Source organism: Metapseudomonas cellulosilytica (assembly GCF_049334135.1).
Taxonomy (GTDB): Bacteria; Pseudomonadota; Gammaproteobacteria; order Pseudomonadales; family Pseudomonadaceae; genus Metapseudomonas.
The window spans coordinates 140,121-158,624 of the sequence record NZ_JBHZGN010000014.1 but is presented as its reverse complement, the minus strand read 5'-3'; the positions used below and the strand labels follow the sequence as shown (position 1 = coordinate 158,624).

18 protein-coding genes are annotated in these 18,504 nt (G+C 67.4%); 11 read left to right on the top strand and 7 right to left on the bottom strand.

The window, feature by feature from the left end; translation table 11 throughout:
- Nucleotides 1-487 precede the first annotated feature (487 nt).
- From ACFW0H_RS18790 to ACFW0H_RS18765, 6 genes are all read left to right on the top strand, one after another.
- Nucleotides 488-1,312, top strand: a complete 825-nt coding sequence (locus tag ACFW0H_RS18790; RefSeq protein WP_422915378.1) for a response regulator transcription factor — start codon at nt 488-490, stop codon at nt 1,310-1,312.
- A gap of 620 nt (nt 1,313-1,932) precedes the next feature.
- Complete coding sequence (locus tag ACFW0H_RS18785; protein ID WP_422915377.1) at nt 1,933-3,051, top strand: ABC transporter ATP-binding protein; 1,119 nt, start codon at nt 1,933-1,935, stop codon at nt 3,049-3,051.
- A gap of 53 nt (nt 3,052-3,104) precedes the next feature.
- Nucleotides 3,105-4,250: an ABC transporter substrate-binding protein gene (locus ACFW0H_RS18780; protein ID WP_422915376.1), complete on the top strand. Its 1,146-nt coding sequence runs from the start codon at nt 3,105-3,107 to the stop codon at nt 4,248-4,250.
- Between the two features lie 88 nt (nt 4,251-4,338).
- Nucleotides 4,339-5,250: an ABC transporter permease gene (locus ACFW0H_RS18775; protein ID WP_422915375.1), complete on the top strand. Its 912-nt coding sequence runs from the start codon at nt 4,339-4,341 to the stop codon at nt 5,248-5,250.
- Nucleotides 5,250-6,062 (top strand): ABC transporter permease, encoded by an 813-nt coding sequence (locus ACFW0H_RS18770; RefSeq protein ID WP_422915374.1) that lies wholly within the window; start codon nt 5,250-5,252, stop codon nt 6,060-6,062. Before ACFW0H_RS18775 ends, ACFW0H_RS18770 begins: the two co-directional genes overlap by 1 nt.
- 19 nt (nt 6,063-6,081) lie before the next feature.
- Nucleotides 6,082-7,551, top strand: coding sequence for an aldehyde dehydrogenase family protein (locus tag ACFW0H_RS18765; RefSeq protein WP_422915373.1), 1,470 nt, complete (start codon nt 6,082-6,084; stop codon nt 7,549-7,551).
- 105 nt (nt 7,552-7,656) lie between these two features.
- Here ACFW0H_RS18765 and ACFW0H_RS18760 read toward each other — a convergent pair whose 3' ends face one another.
- The 4 genes from ACFW0H_RS18760 to ACFW0H_RS18745 form a co-directional block, all read right to left on the bottom strand.
- Nucleotides 7,657-8,118, bottom strand: coding sequence for a PAS domain-containing protein (locus tag ACFW0H_RS18760; protein ID WP_422915372.1), 462 nt, complete (start codon nt 8,116-8,118; stop codon nt 7,657-7,659).
- A gap of 3 nt (nt 8,119-8,121) precedes the next feature.
- A complete protein-coding gene (locus tag ACFW0H_RS18755) occupies nt 8,122-9,096 on the bottom strand; it encodes a response regulator (protein WP_422915382.1) in 975 nt (324 codons plus the stop codon).
- A 142-nt stretch (nt 9,097-9,238) separates the two neighbouring features.
- Entirely contained in the window at nt 9,239-10,492 is a 1,254-nt protein-coding gene (locus ACFW0H_RS18750; RefSeq protein ID WP_422915371.1) for a TIGR03862 family flavoprotein, read from the bottom strand.
- A gap of 337 nt (nt 10,493-10,829) precedes the next feature.
- Nucleotides 10,830-11,759, bottom strand: a complete 930-nt coding sequence (locus tag ACFW0H_RS18745) for a histone deacetylase family protein (protein ID WP_422915370.1) — start codon at nt 11,757-11,759, stop codon at nt 10,830-10,832.
- 69 nt (nt 11,760-11,828) lie between these two features.
- Between ACFW0H_RS18745 and ACFW0H_RS18740 the strand changes: the two genes are divergently transcribed.
- The 5 genes from ACFW0H_RS18740 (at nt 11,829) to ACFW0H_RS18720 (ending at nt 15,959) form a co-directional block, all read left to right on the top strand.
- Nucleotides 11,829-12,383 carry a GNAT family N-acetyltransferase gene (locus ACFW0H_RS18740; protein ID WP_422915369.1) on the top strand — a complete coding sequence of 185 codons (555 nt, stop codon included), beginning with the start codon at nt 11,829-11,831 and terminating at the stop codon, nt 12,381-12,383.
- Nucleotides 12,380-13,984 carry a nitroreductase family protein gene (locus ACFW0H_RS18735; protein ID WP_422915368.1) on the top strand — a complete coding sequence of 535 codons (1,605 nt, stop codon included), beginning with the start codon at nt 12,380-12,382 and terminating at the stop codon, nt 13,982-13,984. Before ACFW0H_RS18740 ends, ACFW0H_RS18735 begins: the two co-directional genes overlap by 4 nt.
- A gap of 31 nt (nt 13,985-14,015) precedes the next feature.
- A complete protein-coding gene (gene tesB / locus ACFW0H_RS18730; RefSeq protein WP_422915367.1) occupies nt 14,016-14,885 on the top strand; it encodes an acyl-CoA thioesterase II in 870 nt (289 codons plus the stop codon).
- A 2-nt stretch (nt 14,886-14,887) separates the two neighbouring features.
- Nucleotides 14,888-15,490 carry an HAD family hydrolase gene (locus tag ACFW0H_RS18725; protein WP_422915366.1) on the top strand — a complete coding sequence of 201 codons (603 nt, stop codon included), beginning with the start codon at nt 14,888-14,890 and terminating at the stop codon, nt 15,488-15,490.
- 112 nt (nt 15,491-15,602) lie between these two features.
- Nucleotides 15,603-15,959 (top strand): endonuclease domain-containing protein, encoded by a 357-nt coding sequence (locus ACFW0H_RS18720; RefSeq protein WP_422915365.1) that lies wholly within the window; start codon nt 15,603-15,605, stop codon nt 15,957-15,959.
- A gap of 136 nt (nt 15,960-16,095) precedes the next feature.
- Here the strand turns inward: ACFW0H_RS18720 and ypfJ are convergent, their stop codons facing one another.
- The 3 genes from ypfJ to ACFW0H_RS18705 form a co-directional block, all read right to left on the bottom strand.
- Nucleotides 16,096-16,959 (bottom strand): KPN_02809 family neutral zinc metallopeptidase, encoded by an 864-nt coding sequence (gene ypfJ / locus ACFW0H_RS18715; RefSeq protein WP_422915364.1) that lies wholly within the window; start codon nt 16,957-16,959, stop codon nt 16,096-16,098.
- A 71-nt stretch (nt 16,960-17,030) separates the two neighbouring features.
- A complete protein-coding gene (locus ACFW0H_RS18710) occupies nt 17,031-17,885 on the bottom strand; it encodes a PhzF family phenazine biosynthesis protein (RefSeq protein WP_422915363.1) in 855 nt (284 codons plus the stop codon).
- Between the two features lie 58 nt (nt 17,886-17,943).
- A complete protein-coding gene (locus tag ACFW0H_RS18705) occupies nt 17,944-18,378 on the bottom strand; it encodes a DUF411 domain-containing protein (protein ID WP_422915362.1) in 435 nt (144 codons plus the stop codon).
- Nucleotides 18,379-18,504 lie beyond the last annotated feature (126 nt).

The following is an 18,504-nucleotide window of genomic DNA, read 5'->3' as shown; positions in this document are numbered from 1 at the left end:
CGGGGCCATCCATGGCCCCGCACGCCTCTCGCGGCATCCATGCCGCTCGTCCCCCTGCGCCACGATTCCGCTCGGCCTCCTGACGGGGCGGGTTCGCCGCCCCACCATGCTCTTTGAGGTTCAAGACCCGACTGGGCTTCAGGCTTGTTTGGTCCTCGCCGGCGCGAGTCACCCCTCTCCCTCCGGGAGAGGGGCCGGGGGTGAGGGATGCATCCGACCGCACGGAGCCGATCAAGGGAATTCGAGCTAGCTTGCCAATCCGCTATGCGTTCATGTTCTCCGGTAATCCGAACGGACCCTCTTTGTGGCATTGGGTGACGCTTTCCGAGTCAGCGTCTACCCAGGCAGGGGAGGGTAGCCAGTAGGCACCCCCATGCCAGAGCGGACGGCTGGGCTCTCAGGATATTGGCGCACTTTCTGCATTTCTGTGCGAATTGCTGAACGCCTATAGTGATTGAAGCGCAGCCCAACCTCAGGCATTTCCCACATGCGCCACAAGGAACTCAAGCACTGGACCTCCGGTGTTGCCCATCTGCTTGCCCAGCCGGCCGGGCGGGCTCGTCTGCTCGGCCTCAGTCAGTGGCTGCAGCAGATCTGCCCCGTCGATCACTTCGTGGTCTTCGTCTACGAAGGCAACCATCGGCCGCTGGCCCTGTTCGACACCTTCCCGCCGGACAAGCGCCATGTCTACGTCGAGGACTACCAGGTCGGCCCCTACCTGCTCGACCCCTTCTACCTCGCCTGCACCCGCAACCAGGCTCCCGGCCTCTGGCGCCTGCGCCAGTTCGCCCCGGACCACTTCTACCTGGGCGAGTACTACGTCACCTACTACCAGCAGACCGGCCTGACCGAGGAAATAGCCTTCTTCATCGACCTGGTCGACGGCGCCAAGGCGGTGCTCTCGCTGATGCGTGGCACCTCCAATCCGGCCTACAGCCGCGACGAGATGCAAATGCTGGACTGCGCCCAACCTGTGGTGAACCAGGTGGTGAATGAAGCCTGGGAACTTTGCCGCGCCCACGCTCCGCGTCCGGTGCAGGACCTGGACTACAAGATTCGCGAAGCCTTCGACCAGTTCGGCGCCCATGTGCTGACGGCCCGTGAGCAGGAAGTGGTGCAGATGCTCCTGCGCGGCCATTCCAGCGCCTCGGTGGCCGAGCACCTGGCCATCAGTCCCGGCACCGTGAAGATCCACCGCAAGAACATCTACGCCAAGCTCGGCATCGGCAGCCAGTCGGAGCTGCTGGGCCTGTTCGTGCGGGACCTGGCGGGCCAGCGCGACGAGCCGGAGCCCTTGCGCACGGCGGTCTAGCCTTATCGCCTTTGGCGATTAACAGGACGCTGGTCAATAACCGTACAGCCTTGACCGGACGAGCCGCCATGGGCTTTCGGCGTGGGTGCCCACGACTTATCCACAGTGATTTGCACAGAATTTGTGGGCAGTGGTCCTGGGCGAAGCGCCTTACTGTAGGGGCGAATTCATTCGCCAAGGGCGGCGCAGCTGCCCCGACCGATCTTGCAGGGCAGACCTGCGGTCTGCTTGGCGAATGAATTCGCCCCTACAAGGGAACGTGCCATGCAGGTCGGCCGCTGCTCAAAAACCAAGCAGTTGCTTCCAGCCCTTGCGCCCCGAGCCTCGCAGCCGGTCATCCACGAGTTATCCACAATTGCTCCCACAGATTTTGTGGGTAGTGGCGAAACCGCCCCCACATGGCTTGTGCGCCCACGACCATCTCTCCTGCTCAAAATCCAACCACCTACCCCAACCCACCGGCGCATATGGCCTGCAGCCCATCATCCATAACTTATCCACAATGGATTCCACAGTTTCTGTGGAGGGCGCGCCTATCCCCGGAGGGATATATACAGCCGAAAACCGCCATCGCTAGCCTGTTGCCACATGCCTAGAACACCTGCGAAAAGGGGCCGGCCGTGGACGACGCAAGCGAGTTCTTCGATATCGAGTTCCGCAATGTGGTCAAGCGCTATGGCGCGATAACGGCGGTCAACGGCCTGAACTTCAGGGTGCGGCGCGGTTCATTCCATTCCTTCCTCGGCAGTTCCGGCTGCGGCAAGACCACGACCCTGAGAATGATCGCCGGCTTCGAGCAACCCAGCGCCGGCGAGGTGCTCCTGGCCGGACGCGCCGTGGCCGGGGTGCCTGCCCATCAGCGGCCGGTGAACATGGTGTTCCAGAGTTATGCACTGTTCCCGCACCTGACGGTGGCGGAGAACATCGCCTACGGCTTGCGCTACCACCCGTCGCGCCCGGATCGCGCCGAGCAGCGCCGCCTGGCGGACGGAGCGCTGGACATGGTGCGCCTCTCCGGCTTCGGCCAGCGCAAGCCCCATGAACTCTCCGGCGGCCAACAGCAGCGGGTGGCCCTGGCCCGCGCCCTGGTCAACAAGCCCACGGTGCTACTGCTGGACGAACCCCTGGCGGCGCTGGACCGCAAGCTGCGCAAGGAGATGCAGTCCGAACTGCTGCGCCTGCAGCGTGAGGTGGGCATCACCTTCGTGCTGGTCACCCATGACCAGGAAGAGGCGCTGTCGATGAGCGACAGCATCAGCGTCATGCAGGACGGCCAGATCCTCCAGAGCGCCAGCCCCGAGCAGCTCTACGAAACCCCGGCGAGCCGCTATGTGGCTGACTTCATCGGCGAATCCAACCTGTTCGACGGCACGGTGCGGCGCATCGAGGATGGCCGCGTGCTGCTGGAAACCACCCACGGTCTCAAGCTGAGCAGCCCGCAGACGCCCACCGGTCCGGCCCTCAAGGCCTCGGAGCCGGGCTGCATCGCGGTGCGTCCGGAACTGATCGCCATCGGTGCCGGCGAAGCGTCGCTGCCCCGCGAAATCAGCTTGCCCGGCGAGGTGGTGGACCGCATCTACCTGGGCAACCTCACCGAGTACCGGGTGCGCACCGAGCCCTTCGGCATCGTCTGCGTGCGGGTGCCGCGCCACGGTCAGCACGAGCGCTCGGCGTTCGAACATGGCTCGCCGGTGCGCATCGGCTGGGACCAGGCCAGCGGCCTTGCGATGACGTTGTAGAGACGCAGTACGGAACGGAAATCACCAACACTCCACAGGCGGGGTAACACGCAATGGATCGGAAAGACTTCATCAAGCAACTGCGCAGTTGGCAGAACGGTTCCATCAGCCGTCGCGAGTTCCTCGGTCGTACCGGCCTCGGCCTGGCCATGGCGGTGATGGCCGCCAACATGCCGGGCCTGCTCACCGGCAACCGCGCCTTCGCCGCCGAGAAGGGCTCGATCGGCGACCGCGTGGTGCTGGCCACCTGGCCGAACTACCACAACGCCGAGAATTTTGCCGCCTTCGCCGAGCAGACCGGTGCCCAGGTGCAGATGAACGTGTTCGGCTCCAACGAAGAGATGCTCGCCAAGCTCCAGGCCGGCGGCAGTGGCTGGGACGTCTTCGTGCCCACCAACTACACCATCAGCACCTATGCCGAGTTGGGCCTGATCGAACCGCTGGACCTGTCGCGCATTCCCAACTTCGACCCGGCCTCCTATGAAAAACGCTTCATGGAACAGGGCGTGATCAACGGCAAGACCTACGCCGTACCCAAGGACTGGGGCACCACCGGCTTCGTCTACGACAGCAAGAAGCTCAAGGCCAAACCCACCACCTGGAAGGAATTCTGGGAACTGGCCCAAGGCGAGGCCACAGGCCGGGTGATGGTGCATGACTACCAACTGACGGTGATTGGCAACGCCCTCAAATCCTACGGCTACAGCTTCAACTCCATCGACCCGAAGGAACTGGCCGATGCCGAGAAACTGCTGCTGGAGGTCAAGCCGCACCTGTTCGCCATCAACTCCGACTACCAGCCGTCGATGCGCAACGGCGATGCCTGGATGGCCATGTGCTGGACCGGCGATGCGTCGCAGCTGCACCGCGACATGCCGCAGATGCAGTACGTGCTGGGCCGCGAGGGGGGCGAGATCTGGAGCGACTTCTTCGCCATTCCGAAGAGCGCCGAGCGGCCGGATGCGGCCTATGCGCTGATCAACTTCCTGCTCGACCCGCAGGTGAACAAGCGCGAGGTGGAAGCCCACGGCTACCCCAGCGGTGACAAGCGGGTGGACGCCCTGTTGCCCAAGTCCATGCTCGATGACCCGATCATGTACCCGGCGGCGGACCTGCTCAGCGCCCTGGAGTTTGGCGCGGCGGCCACGCTCACCAGCCCGGCGCGAGCTGAGCTGATGGCGCGCTTCAAGGCGGCCTGATCGGCACGGGGAGGGGGGCACCCTCTCCCCGGCCCTCTCCCTGAAGGGAGAGGGGGAATTTCGATCCGTGCGAACGAAGGAATCCTCCATGAACATCGCCCTCAGCGCCCCGGCGCTGGCCGATGCGGGCCAGGCCGTGCCGGCAGAAAGCCGCAGCCTCGGCCGGCGCGTCACGCTGCTCCTGCTGTTGCCGTCCACCCTCTGGTTCCTGCTGCTGCTCCTGCTGCCGCTGGTGATCATCCTGGTCTTCAGCCTGGGTGAGCGCAGCCCGGTGGGGGGCTACAGTGCGGCGCTGACCCTGGAGAACTACCTCAACCTCGGCTCGCGCGCCAAGGCGTTCTACAACACCCTGCTGCTGGCGCCGCTGGGCACCCTGGTGTGCCTGGTGGCGGCCTACCCGCTGGCCTACTTCCTGGCGGTGAAGGTGCAGCGCAGCCGCTCCCTGTTGCTGACCCTGGTGATCGTGCCGTTCTGGACCAGCTTCCTGATCCGCACCTACGCCTGGATCTTCATCCTCGGCGGCAAGGGCATCCCGGCGCTGCTGGCCATGGTCGGGCTGGACGACGTGCGCCTGATCAACACGCCGACCGCGGTGCTGATCGGCATCGTCTACGGCTACCTGCCGCTGATGGTGTTCCCCATCTACGTGAGCCTGGAGAAGCTCGACAAGCGCCTGCTGGAGGCCTCGTCCGATCTCGGCGCCAGCGCCTTCGAGACCTTTCGCCGGGTGACCCTGCCGCTCTCGGCGCCCGGCGTGATCACCGGCGCCATGCTGGTGTTCATCCTGCTCATGGGCGAGTTCCTGATCCCGGCCATCCTCGGCGGCGGCAAGGTGTTCTTCGTCGGCAACGCCCTGGTGGACCTGTTCCTGCAGTCGCGCAACTGGCCCTTCGGCAGTGCCGTGGCCATGACCCTGGTGGCGATGATGCTGGCCATCATCGCCCTGTACCTGAAGCTGGTGGCGCGCTACGGCAAGCGCGGCACGGAGGGGATGCTCTGATGTGGCTGCGCAGCTATTCCACCTCGCTCTACCTGTTCCTCTACGCGCCCATCGCGCTGATCGTGCTGTTCTCGTTCAACGCCGGACGCAGCGGGCTGTCCTTCGAATGCTGCTCGACGCAGTGGTTCGGCCGCGCCTTCGGCAACCCCTTCATCATGGAGGCCCTGGGTACCAGCGCATTGATCGCCTTCAGCTCGGCGGTGATCGCCACCCTGTTCGGCACCTTGGCGGTGTTCGGCTTGCAGCGGGCGGGCAGGCGGGTACGGCTGTTCTTCGATGCCATGACCTACTGCGCCATCATCATTCCCGGCATCGTGATCGGCATCGCCACCCTGATCGCCTTCATCAGCCTGTTCGAAGCAGTCAATCCACTGCTCGACCTGCTGCTGGGCGCGGGCCTGCCGCGCCTGCGCATGGGATTGTCCACGGTGATCGCGGCCCATTCGCTGTTCACCATGGCGCTGGTGATGGTGATCGTCCGCACCCGCGTCGAGGCGCTGGACCAGGCCCTGCTGGAAGCCTCCGCCGACCTCTACGCGCCTCCCCTGGAAACCTTCCGCCGGGTGACCCTGCCGCAGATCGCTCCGGCGATCCTCGCCGGCTTCCTGCTGGCGTTCACCTTCAGCTTCGACGATTTCATCATCGCCTTCTTCGTCGCCGGCTCGGAAACCACCCTGCCGATCTACATCTTCTCGTCGATCCGCCGGGGTATCACCCCGGAAATCAACGCCATCTCCACGGTGATCATCTGCGTCTCCCTGGCGCTGCTGTTCACCTCCCGCCATCTGCAGAACCGCCGCAGCGGCGCCTGAGCGCCCATGGAGCAAAGCCATGCGTGACCAGCTGTACATCAACGGGCAATGGGTCCGCCCCGACCTGGGCGGCTATTTCGAAGTGCTGGACCCCAGCAATGGCGACCTGATCCAGCGCGTGCCGGCGGCCACCGAAGAGGACGTCGACCACGCCGTGCACGCCGCCCGCCAGGCCTTCAACCGTGGCTGGGGACAAAGTAGCGGGACCGAGCGCGCCGTCTGGCTGGAGGCCCTGGCCACCGAACTGGAAGGCCGCCAGGACGCCCTGGCGGTGCTGGAAGTGCGCGACAACGGCAAGCCGCTTCCCGAGGCGCAGTGGGACATAGCCGACGCCATTGGCTGCTTCCGCTACTACGCCGAGCTGGCGCGGGAACTGGACAGTCGCCAGGACCAGTTGCTGGCGCTGCCGGATGCGCGTTTTTCCTGCCGCGTCCGTTACGAGCCGGTGGGCGTGGCGGGGCAGATCATCCCCTGGAACTACCCGCTGCTGATGGCGGCCTGGAAGGTGGCGCCCGCATTGGCGGCGGGGGCCACCTGCGTGCTCAAGCCCTCCGAGCTGACGCCCCTGACCGCCCTGGAACTGGCCAGCGCCGCCGAGCGTGTCGGCTTGCCCTCCGGCGTGCTGAACGTGGTTACGGGCCTGGGCAGTGAAGCGGGTGGACCGCTGAGCCAGCATCCGGGGGTGGACAAGCTGGCCTTCACCGGCAGCGTGCCGACGGGGTCGAAGATCATGTCGGCGGCGGCGGCCGACATCAAGAACATCAGCCTGGAGCTGGGCGGCAAGTCGGCCTTCATCGTCTTCGACGATGCGGATATCGAGGCGGCCGTGGAGTGGATCATGTTCGGCATCTTCTGGAACCAGGGCCAGGTGTGCAGCGCCACCTCGCGCCTGCTGGTGCAGGACGGCATCGCCCCGCGGTTGATCGAACGCCTGGTGGACGAGACCCGGCGCATCAGTATCGGCCCGGGGCTGGAACGCGGCGTGCTGCTGGGCCCCCTGGTGAGCGCCGGGCAGTACCAGAAGGTGACGGGCATGATCGAGCAGGGCCGCCAGGAGGCCAATCTGCTCACTGGCGGCAAGCGCCCGGCGCACCTGTCCCACGGCTACTTCGTCGAGCCGGCGGTGTTCGACGAGCCGGCGGAGAACAGCCGCATCTGGCGCGAGGAAATCTTCGGGCCGGTGCTCTGCGTGAAGCGCTTCAAGACCGAGGCTGAGGCCCTGCGCCAGGCCAACGACAGCCGCTTCGGCCTGGCCGCCGCGGTGATGAGCGCCGACCTGGAGCGCGCCGCGCGGGTGGCCAACGGCCTGCGCGCCGGCATCGTCTGGGTCAACTGCTCGCAGCCCACCTTTACCCAGGCGCCCTGGGGTGGCATGAAACAGAGCGGCATCGGCCGCGAGCTGGGCCGCTGGGGCCTGGACAACTACCTGGAGGTCAAGCAGGTGACCGAGTACCGCAGCCAGGAGAAGTGGGGGTGGTACATCAAGTGAGCCGGAGGCTCACTGTAGGGGCGATTTCAATCGCCAAGCAGGCCGCAGGGCTGCCCGGCGGACCTCCCGGGGCTGCTGCGCAGCCCTTGGCGAATGAATTCGCCCCTACAAGGAGCTCGCTCCACCTGCCGCCGCCAACCGCCGCTTCAACCGCGCCACCTCGGTCATGTCGGTGATCACCAGGCACACCCGCTCCACCGGCCCGCCGTGCGCGGCCAGGGGAATGAGGGTGAGGTTCTGGTACATGAAGTCCTCTTCGCCGGTGATCGGCCGGTAGTTTTCGAAGCGGATCAGGTACGGCCGCTGTTCCCACAGGCTGAAGGCGCGGGTGCCCAGTTGCAGCACGGTGTCCACCTTGCGCCTGAGCCAGTGGCGGTCGATTTCCGGGAACAGCTCGAAGAGGTTCTTGCCGCGCACCCGGTCGGGGGACAGGCCCGAGTGATTCTCCATGAAGCTGTTCCATACCTCGATGCGGTACTGGCGGTCGATCACCACCACGCCGACGTCGAGGCACTGGATGATATCGAGCAGCCAGTGGAGTTCCTTGAAATCGTTCGAAGCCGGCATGGGTCAGTCCATCAGGTAGTGGATCTTCTGGGTCAGACGCGCGATGGAGGTTTCGGTGAAGAGCAGCAGCAGGTCGAAGTGCAGGTCGTGGTCTTCGACGGCGTAGCTGATCTCCACCGCCAGGGTCTTGCGCCAGCGCCGGTTGTTGAGCTGGAACAGCCGCTCGAGGCTGCTGTGCAGGCCGAGCAACTGCGGGTGGCCCTGGGAGAAGCGCACGTCGATCTGCTCGGCGATGCCGGCCAGGCAGGCGCCGATCAGGATGCTCGCCAGGTCCAGCAGCATCTCGGCCCGCGCGGTGTCGTCCTGGGGCTGCCAGCCGAGCAGGCGGGCGATCTCGGCGCTCTCGGCGTCATGGAACAGCAACAACGCCTCGCCGGCGATGGATTCGCCGATGAAGCCCTGGCACACCGCCGACAGCCTCTGGCCGCGCTGGGAATCGGCCAGGGCCATGTGCAGTTCGCTGACTTCGAAGAGGTTGACGTTGGGCACCGGCAGCCGCACGAAGACGCCGAGCACCCGCGCCAGTAACGCAGCGGCGCGTCCCATGGCGACGTTGCTCACCTCGCGCAGGGCATCGCGGAAGTTCACCCGCAGGTCCGGGTCGGCGCGGCCGGGTATGCCGGTGACCGGGCTGGTGGAGGGCGCCGGGCGCAACAACCCGAGCCTGATCAGGGTCTCCCGCAGCTCGTCGGGATCGGCAGGCTTGCGGATGAAGGCCAGTGCGCCGAGTTCGTGGACGCGGCGCTGGGCCTCTTCCTGGATGTCCCCGGAAACCACCACCACCTTGGCCTTCAAGCCCTCGGCGCGGAGGTGGCTGAGCACCTGGTAGCCGTCCATGACCGGCATGGTGAGATCGAGCAGGACCACCTGGCCGTGCCCCCGGCGAATGGCCTCCAGGGCCTCTTCACCCTGGCTGGCCTGGGTGATGTGCACCGGCCAGTCCAGCGGCAGCGCGCGGATCAGTTGCTTGCGCGCCATCATCGAGTCGTCGCAGACGAGGAGGGGGATCACCTTGGGGGCACCGCACGAAAAAAGCTGGGCTTTTGGCAAGCATAGACGCTGGCAGCGTGCCAGCCCGCACCGCCTGGCGAGCTTCCGATCAGCTGCGGTCCGCGGCCGATCAGATGCCTGGATGTTCGTACCGGGCGCGCGACGCCGACAGCCAGCGCAGCACGCCCTGTGCAGCAATGCGGCCGCTGGCGAAGCAGGCGGTGAGCAGGTAGCCGCCGGTGGGGGCTTCCCAGTCGAGCATCTCGCCGGCGCAGAACACGCCCGGCAGCTGCTCGAGCATCAACCCTTCATCCAGATCCTCGAATGGCACGCCGCCGGCCGAGCTGATGGCTTCGTCCAGAGGACGCGCCCGCACCACGGTCAGGGGCAGGTTCTTGATGGCGACGGCCAGACGCTGCGGGTCGAGGAAGTCATCCTTGGCCGACAGTTCCCGCAGCAGGCCGGCGCGGGCACCGTCGATCCCCAGCTGGCTGTGCAGGTGCTTGGCCATGGAGCGCGACCCGCGTGGCCGCGACAGGGCCTTGATGACCTTGTCCACAGGCTGGCTGGGCAGCAGGTCCAGCGTCAGCGTGGCGCTGCCCGTGGCGTTGATCTGCTCGCGGATGGTGGCGGAGAGGGCGTAGATCAGGCTGCCTTCGACACCGGTCGCGGTGAGTACGAACTCGCCCTGACGCGGCGTTCCGTCACCCAGGCGAATGGTTGTCGACTTGATCGGCGCACCGGCGAATTTCTCCTTGAGCAGCGGGCTCCAGCCTTCCACCTCGAAACCACAGTTGCTGGGTTGCAGCGGCGCGATGGAGATACCGTGCGCCTCCAGCAACGGCACCCAGGCGCCGTCCGAGCCCAGCCGCGCCCAGCTGCCGCCGCCCAGGGCCAGCAGGCAGGCATCGGCCTTTACCAGGGTTTCACCTGCCGGGGTGGCGATGCGCAGGGCGCCATCCGTGTTCCAGCCGAGCCAGCGGCTGCGGGTATGGATCACCACGCCCTGCTCGCGCAGGCGCTTGAGCCAGGCACGCAGCAGCGGTGCCGCCTTCATGTCGGTGGGGAAGACCCGGCCCGAGCTGCCGACGAAGGTGTCGATGCCCAGGCCATGGATCCACTCGCGCAGTTCCTCGGCGCCGAAGTCCTGCAGCAGGGCCGCCACCTCCTGGCTGCGCGTGCCGTAGCGGCCAATGAAGGGCGCCTTGGCTTCGGAGTGGGTGATGTTCATCCCGCCGACGCCGGCCAGGAGGAACTTGCGCCCCACCGAAGGCATGGCATCGAACAGTTCCACCCGCGCACCGCCCTCGGCCAGGACTTCGGCGGCCATCAAGCCGGCAGGGCCGCCGCCGATGACGGCGACGAAGGGGGTGGAGTCTTTCATGGAGGCAGGTCGGGGCAGGAGTGAAGGAGGGCGCATTCTACTGCAGGTCCGGAGGTGAAGCATTTGTAGGGGCGAATTCATTCGCCAAGGGCGGCGAAGCTGCCCCGACGGATGCAGTAGGGCGGACCTGCGGCCCGCTTGGCGATTGAAATCGCCCCCACAGGAAAAGCACGGAGTCTCGGTTTCGCGCGGACTGCCCCCTCTCCCTTCGGGGCGAACAGGCGCGCTTTTGGAAGCACCGCTTCCGGCGCCTATGAGCGCCTGAGCGCGAAGCGATCAGGCCGGGGCGCAGAGCGGGGTTGGGGTGAGGGAAGCCGGAATGGCTGGGGCTCGAAGGCTAGCCTTCAGACCCCAAGCTCATCCCCCGCCAGACCCTGTCCGCACTGTGATGGAGGATGCCATGGCGGCGGGCCAGCGCCGCGCGGTCCTTGTCGTAACCGCCGCCGATCAGGCCTGCCAGCGGGATGTCGCGGCCCAGGCAGTGGCGGATCACCCGCTCGTCGCGCTCGGCCACGCCGGCATCAGTGAGTTGCAGGTAGCCCAGGGCATCGTCCTTGTGCACGTCGACGCCGGCGTCGTAGAGCACCAGGTCCGGCTGGTAGAGGGGCAGCAGATAGTTGAGGGCGTCGTCCACCACCTGCAGGTAGTCGGCATCGCCCATGCCCATGGGCAGTGGGATGTCCCAGTCGCTCTCGGCCTTGCGCGCGGGGAAGTTCTTCTCGCAGTGCAGGGAGACGGTGATCGCCTCCGGCGTGTCCGCCAGCAGCCGCGCGGTGCCATCGCCCTGGTGCACGTCGCAGTCGAAGATCAGCACCCGCTGCACCCGGCCGGCCTCCAGCAGGTAGCGGCTGGCCACCGCCAGGTCGTTGAAGATGCAGAAGCCCGCCGCATGGTCGAAGTGGGCATGGTGGGTGCCGCCCGCCAGGTGGCAGGCCAGCCCGTGCTCCAGGGCCAGTTCGGCGGCCAGCAGCGAACCGCCCACCGCGCGCACGGTGCGTCGCGCCAGGGGCGGACTCCAGGGAAGGCCGAGGCGGCGCTGTTCCTCGCGGCCCAGTTCGCCGTCGAGAAAGCGCTGGATGTAGTCCGGGCAATGGGCCAGGGCCAGCACCTCGGGCGGGCAGATCTCCGGGCGGTGCAGGCGTTCGTCCGTGGTCAGGCCGCTGTCCACGAGGTGGTCCCGCAGCAAGCGGAACTTGTCCATGGGGAAGCGGTGCTCCGCCGGAAAGGGCGGGCTGTAGTCGTCGTGGTAGACCAGCGGCAGGAACATCGATGGGCACTCGGCATGGTTCGTCGGCAGTATGATGGGACCCTCGCGCCGTGCTCAAGAGACCGACCCGTGCCACCGATCGAACTCCACACCCCGCGCCTGCGCCTGCGTGCCTGGCGCGACGAGGACCTGCCCGCCTTCGCCGCGCTGAACGCCGACCCGGAGGTGATGCGCCATTTCCCCGCCTGTCTGGGCCGGGCGGAAAGCGACGCCCTGGCCGCGCGCATCCGTACCCATTTCCACGAACATGGCTTCGGCCTTTGGGCGCTGGAACACGAGGGCGCCTTCGTCGGCTTCACCGGCCTGCTCCAGGTGGGCTTCGAGGCGCCGTTCACCCCTGCGGTGGAGATCGGTTGGCGCCTGGCCCGCGATCATTGGGGCCGGGGACTGGCCAGCGAGGCCGCGCAGGCGGTGCTGGCCTTCGCCTTCGAGCCCCTGCAACTGGCGGAGGTGGTCGCGTTCACCGTACCGGCCAACCGGCGCTCGCGGGCGGTGATGGAGCGCATCGGCATGCAGTGCGACACGGACGGCAACTTCGACCACCCGCGCCTGCCCGCAGGCCATCCGCTGCGCCCCCATGTGCTCTACCGCCTGGGCCGTGCGGAATGGGAGGCGCTCCGATGAATGACGCCGTGCGCGCCTACCACGAGCTCAGCAAGCACCGCCCGGACCGTTTCGCCCCGGGACCCGGTCAACTGGACTGGGCGACCCAGCCGGCACCCTTCCGCCGCTACGCCGGGGCGCGGCTGCTGGAGCTCTGGCAGCGGCCGCTGGAAGAAACCCCGCCCTACGACGCGGTGTTCGCCGGTCCCATCGGCACGCCGGCGCCGCTCAGCCGCGAAAGCCTGTCCCAGCTGCTCTACGACAGCCTGGCGATCTCCGCCTGGAAGGAGGCCGGCGGCAGCCGCTGGGCGCTGCGGGTCAATCCGTCCTCGGGGAACCTGCACCCCACCGAGGCCTATCTGCTGCTGCCGCCCGGCGCGGTGGAGGAGGTCGGTCTGCTGGCCCATTACGCGCCGGACGCGCATGCCCTGGAAATCCGCGCCGAGCTGCCGGCACCCCTGGCCGCGCTGCTGGCGGCGGATCTGCCTGCGGGGGGCTTCCTCGTCGGCCTGGCCAGCATCCCCTGGCGCGAGGCCTGGAAGTACGGCGAACGCGCCTACCGCTATTGCCAACACGACCTGGGCCACGCCCTGGCGGCCCTGGCCATTGCCGCCAGCGCCCTGGGCTGGCAGGTGCGTGTGCTGGGCGGCGTCGCCGAAGAGCGGCTGGACGGCCTGCTGGGGCTGGACCGCGCCGGCTTTATCGAGCGTGAGTGGGCCGATGTCCTGCTCTGGATCGGGCCGCCGCAGGGGCAGGAATTCACCCTCGGCCAGCCCCTGCTGGACGGCCTGGCCGCGCTGGAGCTGCAGGGGACGCCCAATCGTCTCTCCCGCGAGCAGCGCCACTGGCCGGAGCTGGAACGCATCCACGGGCTGTGCCGCGCACCGCGTCTGCTCCCGGCCGACTGGCGCGCGCCGGTTGCTGCCGCCTCTGTGGATAACCCCGGCCTGCCCTTGCGCCCGCTGCTGCACCGGCGGCGCAGCGCCCAGGCCCTGGACGGCCGCAGCGGCATCCAGGCCGAATTGCTGCTGGCCTGGCTGCGGCGCCTGCTGCCGCAGCATTCGCCAATACCCTTCGCCGGCCTGGGCGCTGCGCAGGTGGACCTGCTGCTGTTCGTCCATCGCGTCCAGGGCATGGCACCCGGCCTCTATTGGCTGGCGCGCGGCGCCGCGCCCGAAGCCGAGCTGGCCCAGGGCCTGCGGAAGGATTTCCTCTGGCAACGCGCCGACGACGAGCTGCCGCTGTACCGCCTGCTGGAAGGCGACGCCCGCGGCCTGGCGGGCTTCCTCTCCTGCGGCCAGGACATCGCCGCCGACGGTTGCGTCGCACTGGCCATGCTCGCGCGCTTCGATGCCGCACTGGAACAGGGCGCCTGGCGTTATCCAAGGCTGTACTGGGAATGTGGGCAGATCGGCCAGCTGCTCTACCTCGAAGCCGAGGCGGCCGGGCTCTCCGGTACCGGCATCGGCTGCTATTTCGACGATGCGGTACATGAATTGCTGGAGATTGCCGACAGCCGCTGGCAAAGCCTTTACCATTTCACCATCGGCCGCGCCCTGTGGGACGAGCGCCTGACAACGCTGCCGGCCTATCCCGAACTACGAAGACCGCCCCGGCCATGACCGGAGTGGCAGCCTTGCAGAGGAGATCCCCATGACCCAGGTGCTCGACGAGCTGGTCGCGCTGCTGAGCCTCGAATCCATCGAAGAGAACCTGTTCCGTGGCGTCAGCCAGGACCTGGGGTTCCGGCAACTGTTCGGCGGCCAGGTGCTGGGCCAGGCCCTTTCGGCCGCGAGCCAGACGGTGGAGCCCGAGCGCCACGTGCATTCGCTCCACGGCTACTTCCTGCGTCCGGGCGACGCCACCCTGCCGGTGGTCTATTCGGTGGAGCGGGTGCGCGACGGCGGCAGCTTCAGCACCCGCCGCGTCACCGCAGTGCAGAAGGGCCAGCAGATCTTCACCTGCAGCGCCTCCTTCCAGCAGGACGAAGAAGGCTTCGAGCACCAGCTGGCGATGCCCGAGGTGCCGGGCCCGGAGAACCTGCCCAGCGAACTGGAGCTCGCCCGGCAGAACGCCCACCTGTTGTCCGAGCGGGTGCGCGACAAGTTCCTCTGCGCCAAGCCCATCGAGATTCGCCCGGTCACCGCCGACAACCCCTACGACCCCAAGCCCGGCGAGCCGATCAAGCATCTCTGGTTCCGCGCCGATGGCACCCTTCCCGATGTCCGCGCCCTGCACAAGTACATGCTGGCCTACGCCTCCGACTTCGGGTTGCTGACCACCTCCATGCTCCCCCACGGCGTATCGGTGTGGCAGAAGTTCATGCAGGTGGCCAGCCTCGACCACGCCCTGTGGTTCCATCGCGACCTGCGCGCCGACGACTGGCTGCTGTATTCCATGGACAGCCCCTGGGCCGGCAACGCCCGTGGCTTCTCCCGTGGCAGCATTTTCAATCGCGCCGGCCAACTGGTGGCCTCGGTGGCCCAGGAAGGGTTGATCCGCCAGCGCGAGGACTGGAAGTGACGATGCCCACTAACGAACTGGCGCAGTACCGCCACTGGGTGTTCGACATGGACGGCACCCTGACCCTCGCCGTGCACGACTTCGCCGCCATCCGCGTGGCCCTGGACATCCCCCCGGAGGACGACATCCTCCACCACCTGGCCACCCTCCCCGAGGACGAAGCCGCCGCCAAGCACGCCTGGCTGCTGGAACACGAACGGGAACTGGCCCTGAACGCCCGACCCGCCGCTGGCGCCATCGAACTGGTGAGCGAACTCCACGAGCGCTGCTGCCAGCTCGGCATCCTCACCCGCAACGCCCACGAACTGGCGCTGCTCACGCTCGAAGCCATCGGCCTCGGCGACTGCTTCGCCACCGACGACATCCTCGGTCGCGGCGAAGCACCGCCCAAACCCCACCCCGGCGGCCTGCTGCACCTGGCCGAGCGCTGGCGGGTCGCGCCGCAGCAATTGGTGATGGTCGGAGACTACCGCTTCGACCTCGACTGCGGCCGCGCGGCGGGCGCCGGCACCGTGCTGGTGAACCTGCCGGAGAACCCCTGGCCGGAGCTGGCGGACTGGTTTGCGCGCGATTGTGGGGAGTTGTTGGGGATGGTGAGGGGGTGAGCTGGCGGGGGCGCCCCAAGCGCAGAGCGTCTCCATGGCACGGACTGCTCCCTCTCCCTCTGGGAGAGGGCTGGGGTGAGGGAAGCATCAGTTATCCACGGAGGGATGACCCATGCACAAATTACCGCTCGACGAAGAGCGTCTGGAGTTCGCCCGGGAGCTCAGGCGCTCGTCCACCAATGCCGAGAACCTGGTCTGGCGCCGGCTGCGCGGACGGCAATTGGCAGGTCTGAAGTTTCGTAGGCAGCATCCTGCAGGACCTTATGTCCTGGATTTCTTCTGTTCAGAGAAGCGGCTGGCCGTCGAGATCGATGGTGGACAGCACTATGAGGACAACCACAGGGATGAGGTTCGGGACCAGTGGTTGGCCGGGCAGGGGATTCTCGTTCTGCGCTTCAGTGCGCGGGAGGCGATGGTGGAGACTGATGCGGTGCTGGAGCGGATTCTGCTGGTGGCGTCCGAGCGGTAGCCCGGCTTCCCTCACCCCCGGCCCCTCTCCCAAGGGGAGAGGGGTGACTCAAGACCCACCATCGGCACGGACAGCCCCTTCTCCCTCCGGGAGAGGGTTGGGGTGAGGGAAGTGTCAGCGCGCTCGGACCATCCCTTCAAAGCCTCGCCGTCGCAAACGTATCGCACCGCCCCACTTCCCCTCGCTCGTACCCCATCTTGAACCAGCGCACCCGCTGCGCCGAAGTCCCGTGGGTGAAGGAGTCCGGCACCACCTGGCCGCGAGCCTGGCGTTGCAGGCGGTCGTCGCCGATGGCGTTGGCGGCGTTGAGGGCCTCGTCGAGGTCCCCTGGCTCCAGCCACTCCAGGCGTTTCTGCGCGTGATAGGCCCAGACTCCGGCGAGGCAGTCGGCCTGGAGTTCCTGGCGCACCAGCAGGCCGTTGTCGCCTTCCACTTGTTCGCCACGCTGGCGGGCGGCGTTGACCTTGGCGGAGACGCCCAGCAGCGTCTGCACGTGGTGGCCCACCTCATGGGCGATCACATAGGCCTGGGCGAAGTCGCCGGCTGCCTCGAAGCGATCGGCCAATTCCTCGAAGAAGTCCAGGTCCAGGTAGACCTTGCGATCGCCCGGACAATAGAAGGGGCCGACGGCGGAGGAGGCGAAGCCGCAGGCCGATTGCACGCCGCCGTTGAACAGCACCAGGGTCGGATCCTGGTACTGGCGGCCGGCGGCCTGGAAGATGGCGCGCCAGGTATCTTCGGTATCGCCGAGGATGGCGCGAACGAACTCGCGCTCCTCCGGTGCGCCGCTGGGCATGGCCGACTGCTGCTGGGGATTGACCGAGGCGTTCTGCTGGGCCATCTGGCCGAGGATCTGCAGCGGGTCCTCGCCCATCAGCAGCGCCACCACCACCACTATCGCGATACCGCCCAGGCCCAGCCCCTTGCCGCCACCCAGGCGCATGCCGCTGCCGCCGGCGTCCTCGACGTTGTCGCTGCGACGCGCACGTTGCCAGCGCATGATCACTCTCTCTCTTCTTGCTGAGAATTGTTCAGTGTTGACGCTGCTGGCCCATGCCGCCAGCCCGGTCGTCAGCCCAGCTCCGCCAGGGCCGGCAACAGGCGGGCTTGTGCCAGTAGTTGCACGGCGCCGCCCACCAGCACGTTGCCGGCTTCGTCGACGTGCACATCCAGCCGGCTCGGCCGGCCGAGGAAGCGGCCCTGGGCCAGGGCGAACGACTTGCGCGGCAGGTCCAGCCCCTGGGCCACGCGCCAGGCGGCCACGGGGCCGGCGGCGCTGCCGGTGGCGATGTCCTCCACCACGCCCAGCGGGTCCCAGGTGCGCCCTTCGCGGGCGTCCACGTCCATCAGGAAGACGAACGCCGCGCCGATGCCGGCCAGGGCGTCATCCAGCAACTCGCGTTGCTTCGCCGTGGCCAGGCCCGCGGCGGTCACCGGCAGCAGCAGGTAGGGCAGGCCGGTGCTGACCACCTGGGCGGGGTAGCGGCGATCGCGTTCGCTGCCGAAGGCGGCGGCGAAGGCATCGGCGCCGGCGTCGTCCAGAACCTGGCCGAACTCGGCGCGGCCCTGGTCCATCTCGGCATAGAAGCCCTTGCCCTGGCGGCGGGTGGCGATGCGCACCTGCTTCTCCGGCAGCTGCAGTCGCCAGCTGGCTTCGGCGTCGCCGCCGTGCAGGTGGTGCAGCAGCGCGGCGGCGCCGAGGATCGGGTGGCCGGCGAACGGCAGCTCCTCTTCAACGGTGAATACCCGTGCGGCGAAGGCGTCGGCGCTGTCCAGCGGCGTCAGGAAAATCGATTCGAACTGCCGCAGCTCGCGGGTCAGTTCCTGCATGGCGGCAGCGGAAAGGCCGCGGCAATCGGGGAACACGGCCAGGCCGTTGCCGGCCAGGACCCGCTCGGCGAAAACATCGACTTGCCAATAGTCCATTTCAGGCTCCAGAAGGAAGGACGGCCGCATCAGGCGGCCGTCGGTGGAGAGGGATCGCTCAGCGTGCAGGATACTCGCTCAGCACGCTCAGCTTGCCACCCTGGGCCACGCCTATCACCTGGTAGGCCTCGACGCGATCACCCATCTCCATGCCCGGAGAGCCGATGGGCATGCCGGGTACGGCTGCACCCAGCAGGTCCGGGCGCTCACGCAGCTTCAGCACGTCGCTGGCGGGCACGTGACCTTCGACGAACTTTCCGTCCACCAAGCCGGTGTGGCACGAGCCGAGCTGGTAGGGCACGCCGACGCGCATCTTCACCGCGGTCATATTGGTTTCCTCGTGGTCGCGGACCTGGATGCCGTTATCACGCAGGTGGCTGATCCAGGCCTTGCAGCAGCCGCAGTTGGGGTCGCGGTAGACGTCCATGGTCACGGGCTCGGCGGCCTGGGCGATGCCGGCGAACAGGGTGGTCAACAGGAGGAGGGATCGCATGTGAGGCTCCTTGCGCCATGCAGGTTGGAGAAAAAGAGGGGCAGCATAGCCCCGTGCCGGCCAGGTCCCAAGTGACAGTCTGTTTCAGACTGTTGTGGGGTCTATGCTGATTTCCTGCACCCATTG

What these genes read in the sequence shown, in the direction of transcription:
- ACFW0H_RS18790 (WP_422915378.1), top strand. Translation starts at nt 488, where the DNA reads ATGCGCCACAAGGAACTCAAGCACTGGACCTCCGGTGTTGCCCATCTG.
- ACFW0H_RS18780 (WP_422915376.1), top strand. Translation starts at nt 3,105, where the DNA reads ATGGATCGGAAAGACTTCATCAAGCAACTGCGCAGTTGGCAGAACGGT.
- ACFW0H_RS18775 (WP_422915375.1), top strand. Translation starts at nt 4,339, where the DNA reads ATGAACATCGCCCTCAGCGCCCCGGCGCTGGCCGATGCGGGCCAGGCC.
- ACFW0H_RS18770 (WP_422915374.1), top strand. Translation starts at nt 5,250, where the DNA reads ATGTGGCTGCGCAGCTATTCCACCTCGCTCTACCTGTTCCTCTACGCG.
- ACFW0H_RS18765 (WP_422915373.1), top strand. Translation starts at nt 6,082, where the DNA reads ATGCGTGACCAGCTGTACATCAACGGGCAATGGGTCCGCCCCGACCTG.
- ACFW0H_RS18760 (WP_422915372.1), bottom strand. Translation starts at nt 8,118, where the DNA reads ATGCCGGCTTCGAACGATTTCAAGGAACTCCACTGGCTGCTCGATATC.
- ACFW0H_RS18755 (WP_422915382.1), bottom strand. Translation starts at nt 9,096, where the DNA reads ATGGCGCGCAAGCAACTGATCCGCGCGCTGCCGCTGGACTGGCCGGTG.
- ACFW0H_RS18750 (WP_422915371.1), bottom strand. Translation starts at nt 10,492, where the DNA reads ATGAAAGACTCCACCCCCTTCGTCGCCGTCATCGGCGGCGGCCCTGCC.
- ACFW0H_RS18745 (WP_422915370.1), bottom strand. Translation starts at nt 11,759, where the DNA reads ATGTTCCTGCCGCTGGTCTACCACGACGACTACAGCCCGCCCTTTCCG.
- ACFW0H_RS18735 (WP_422915368.1), top strand. Translation starts at nt 12,380, where the DNA reads ATGAATGACGCCGTGCGCGCCTACCACGAGCTCAGCAAGCACCGCCCG.
- tesB (WP_422915367.1), top strand. Translation starts at nt 14,016, where the DNA reads ATGACCCAGGTGCTCGACGAGCTGGTCGCGCTGCTGAGCCTCGAATCC.
- ACFW0H_RS18725 (WP_422915366.1), top strand. Translation starts at nt 14,888, where the DNA reads ATGCCCACTAACGAACTGGCGCAGTACCGCCACTGGGTGTTCGACATG.
- ACFW0H_RS18720 (WP_422915365.1), top strand. Translation starts at nt 15,603, where the DNA reads ATGCACAAATTACCGCTCGACGAAGAGCGTCTGGAGTTCGCCCGGGAG.
- ypfJ (WP_422915364.1), bottom strand. Translation starts at nt 16,959, where the DNA reads ATGCGCTGGCAACGTGCGCGTCGCAGCGACAACGTCGAGGACGCCGGC.
- ACFW0H_RS18710 (WP_422915363.1), bottom strand. Translation starts at nt 17,885, where the DNA reads ATGGACTATTGGCAAGTCGATGTTTTCGCCGAGCGGGTCCTGGCCGGC.
- ACFW0H_RS18705 (WP_422915362.1), bottom strand. Translation starts at nt 18,378, where the DNA reads ATGCGATCCCTCCTCCTGTTGACCACCCTGTTCGCCGGCATCGCCCAG.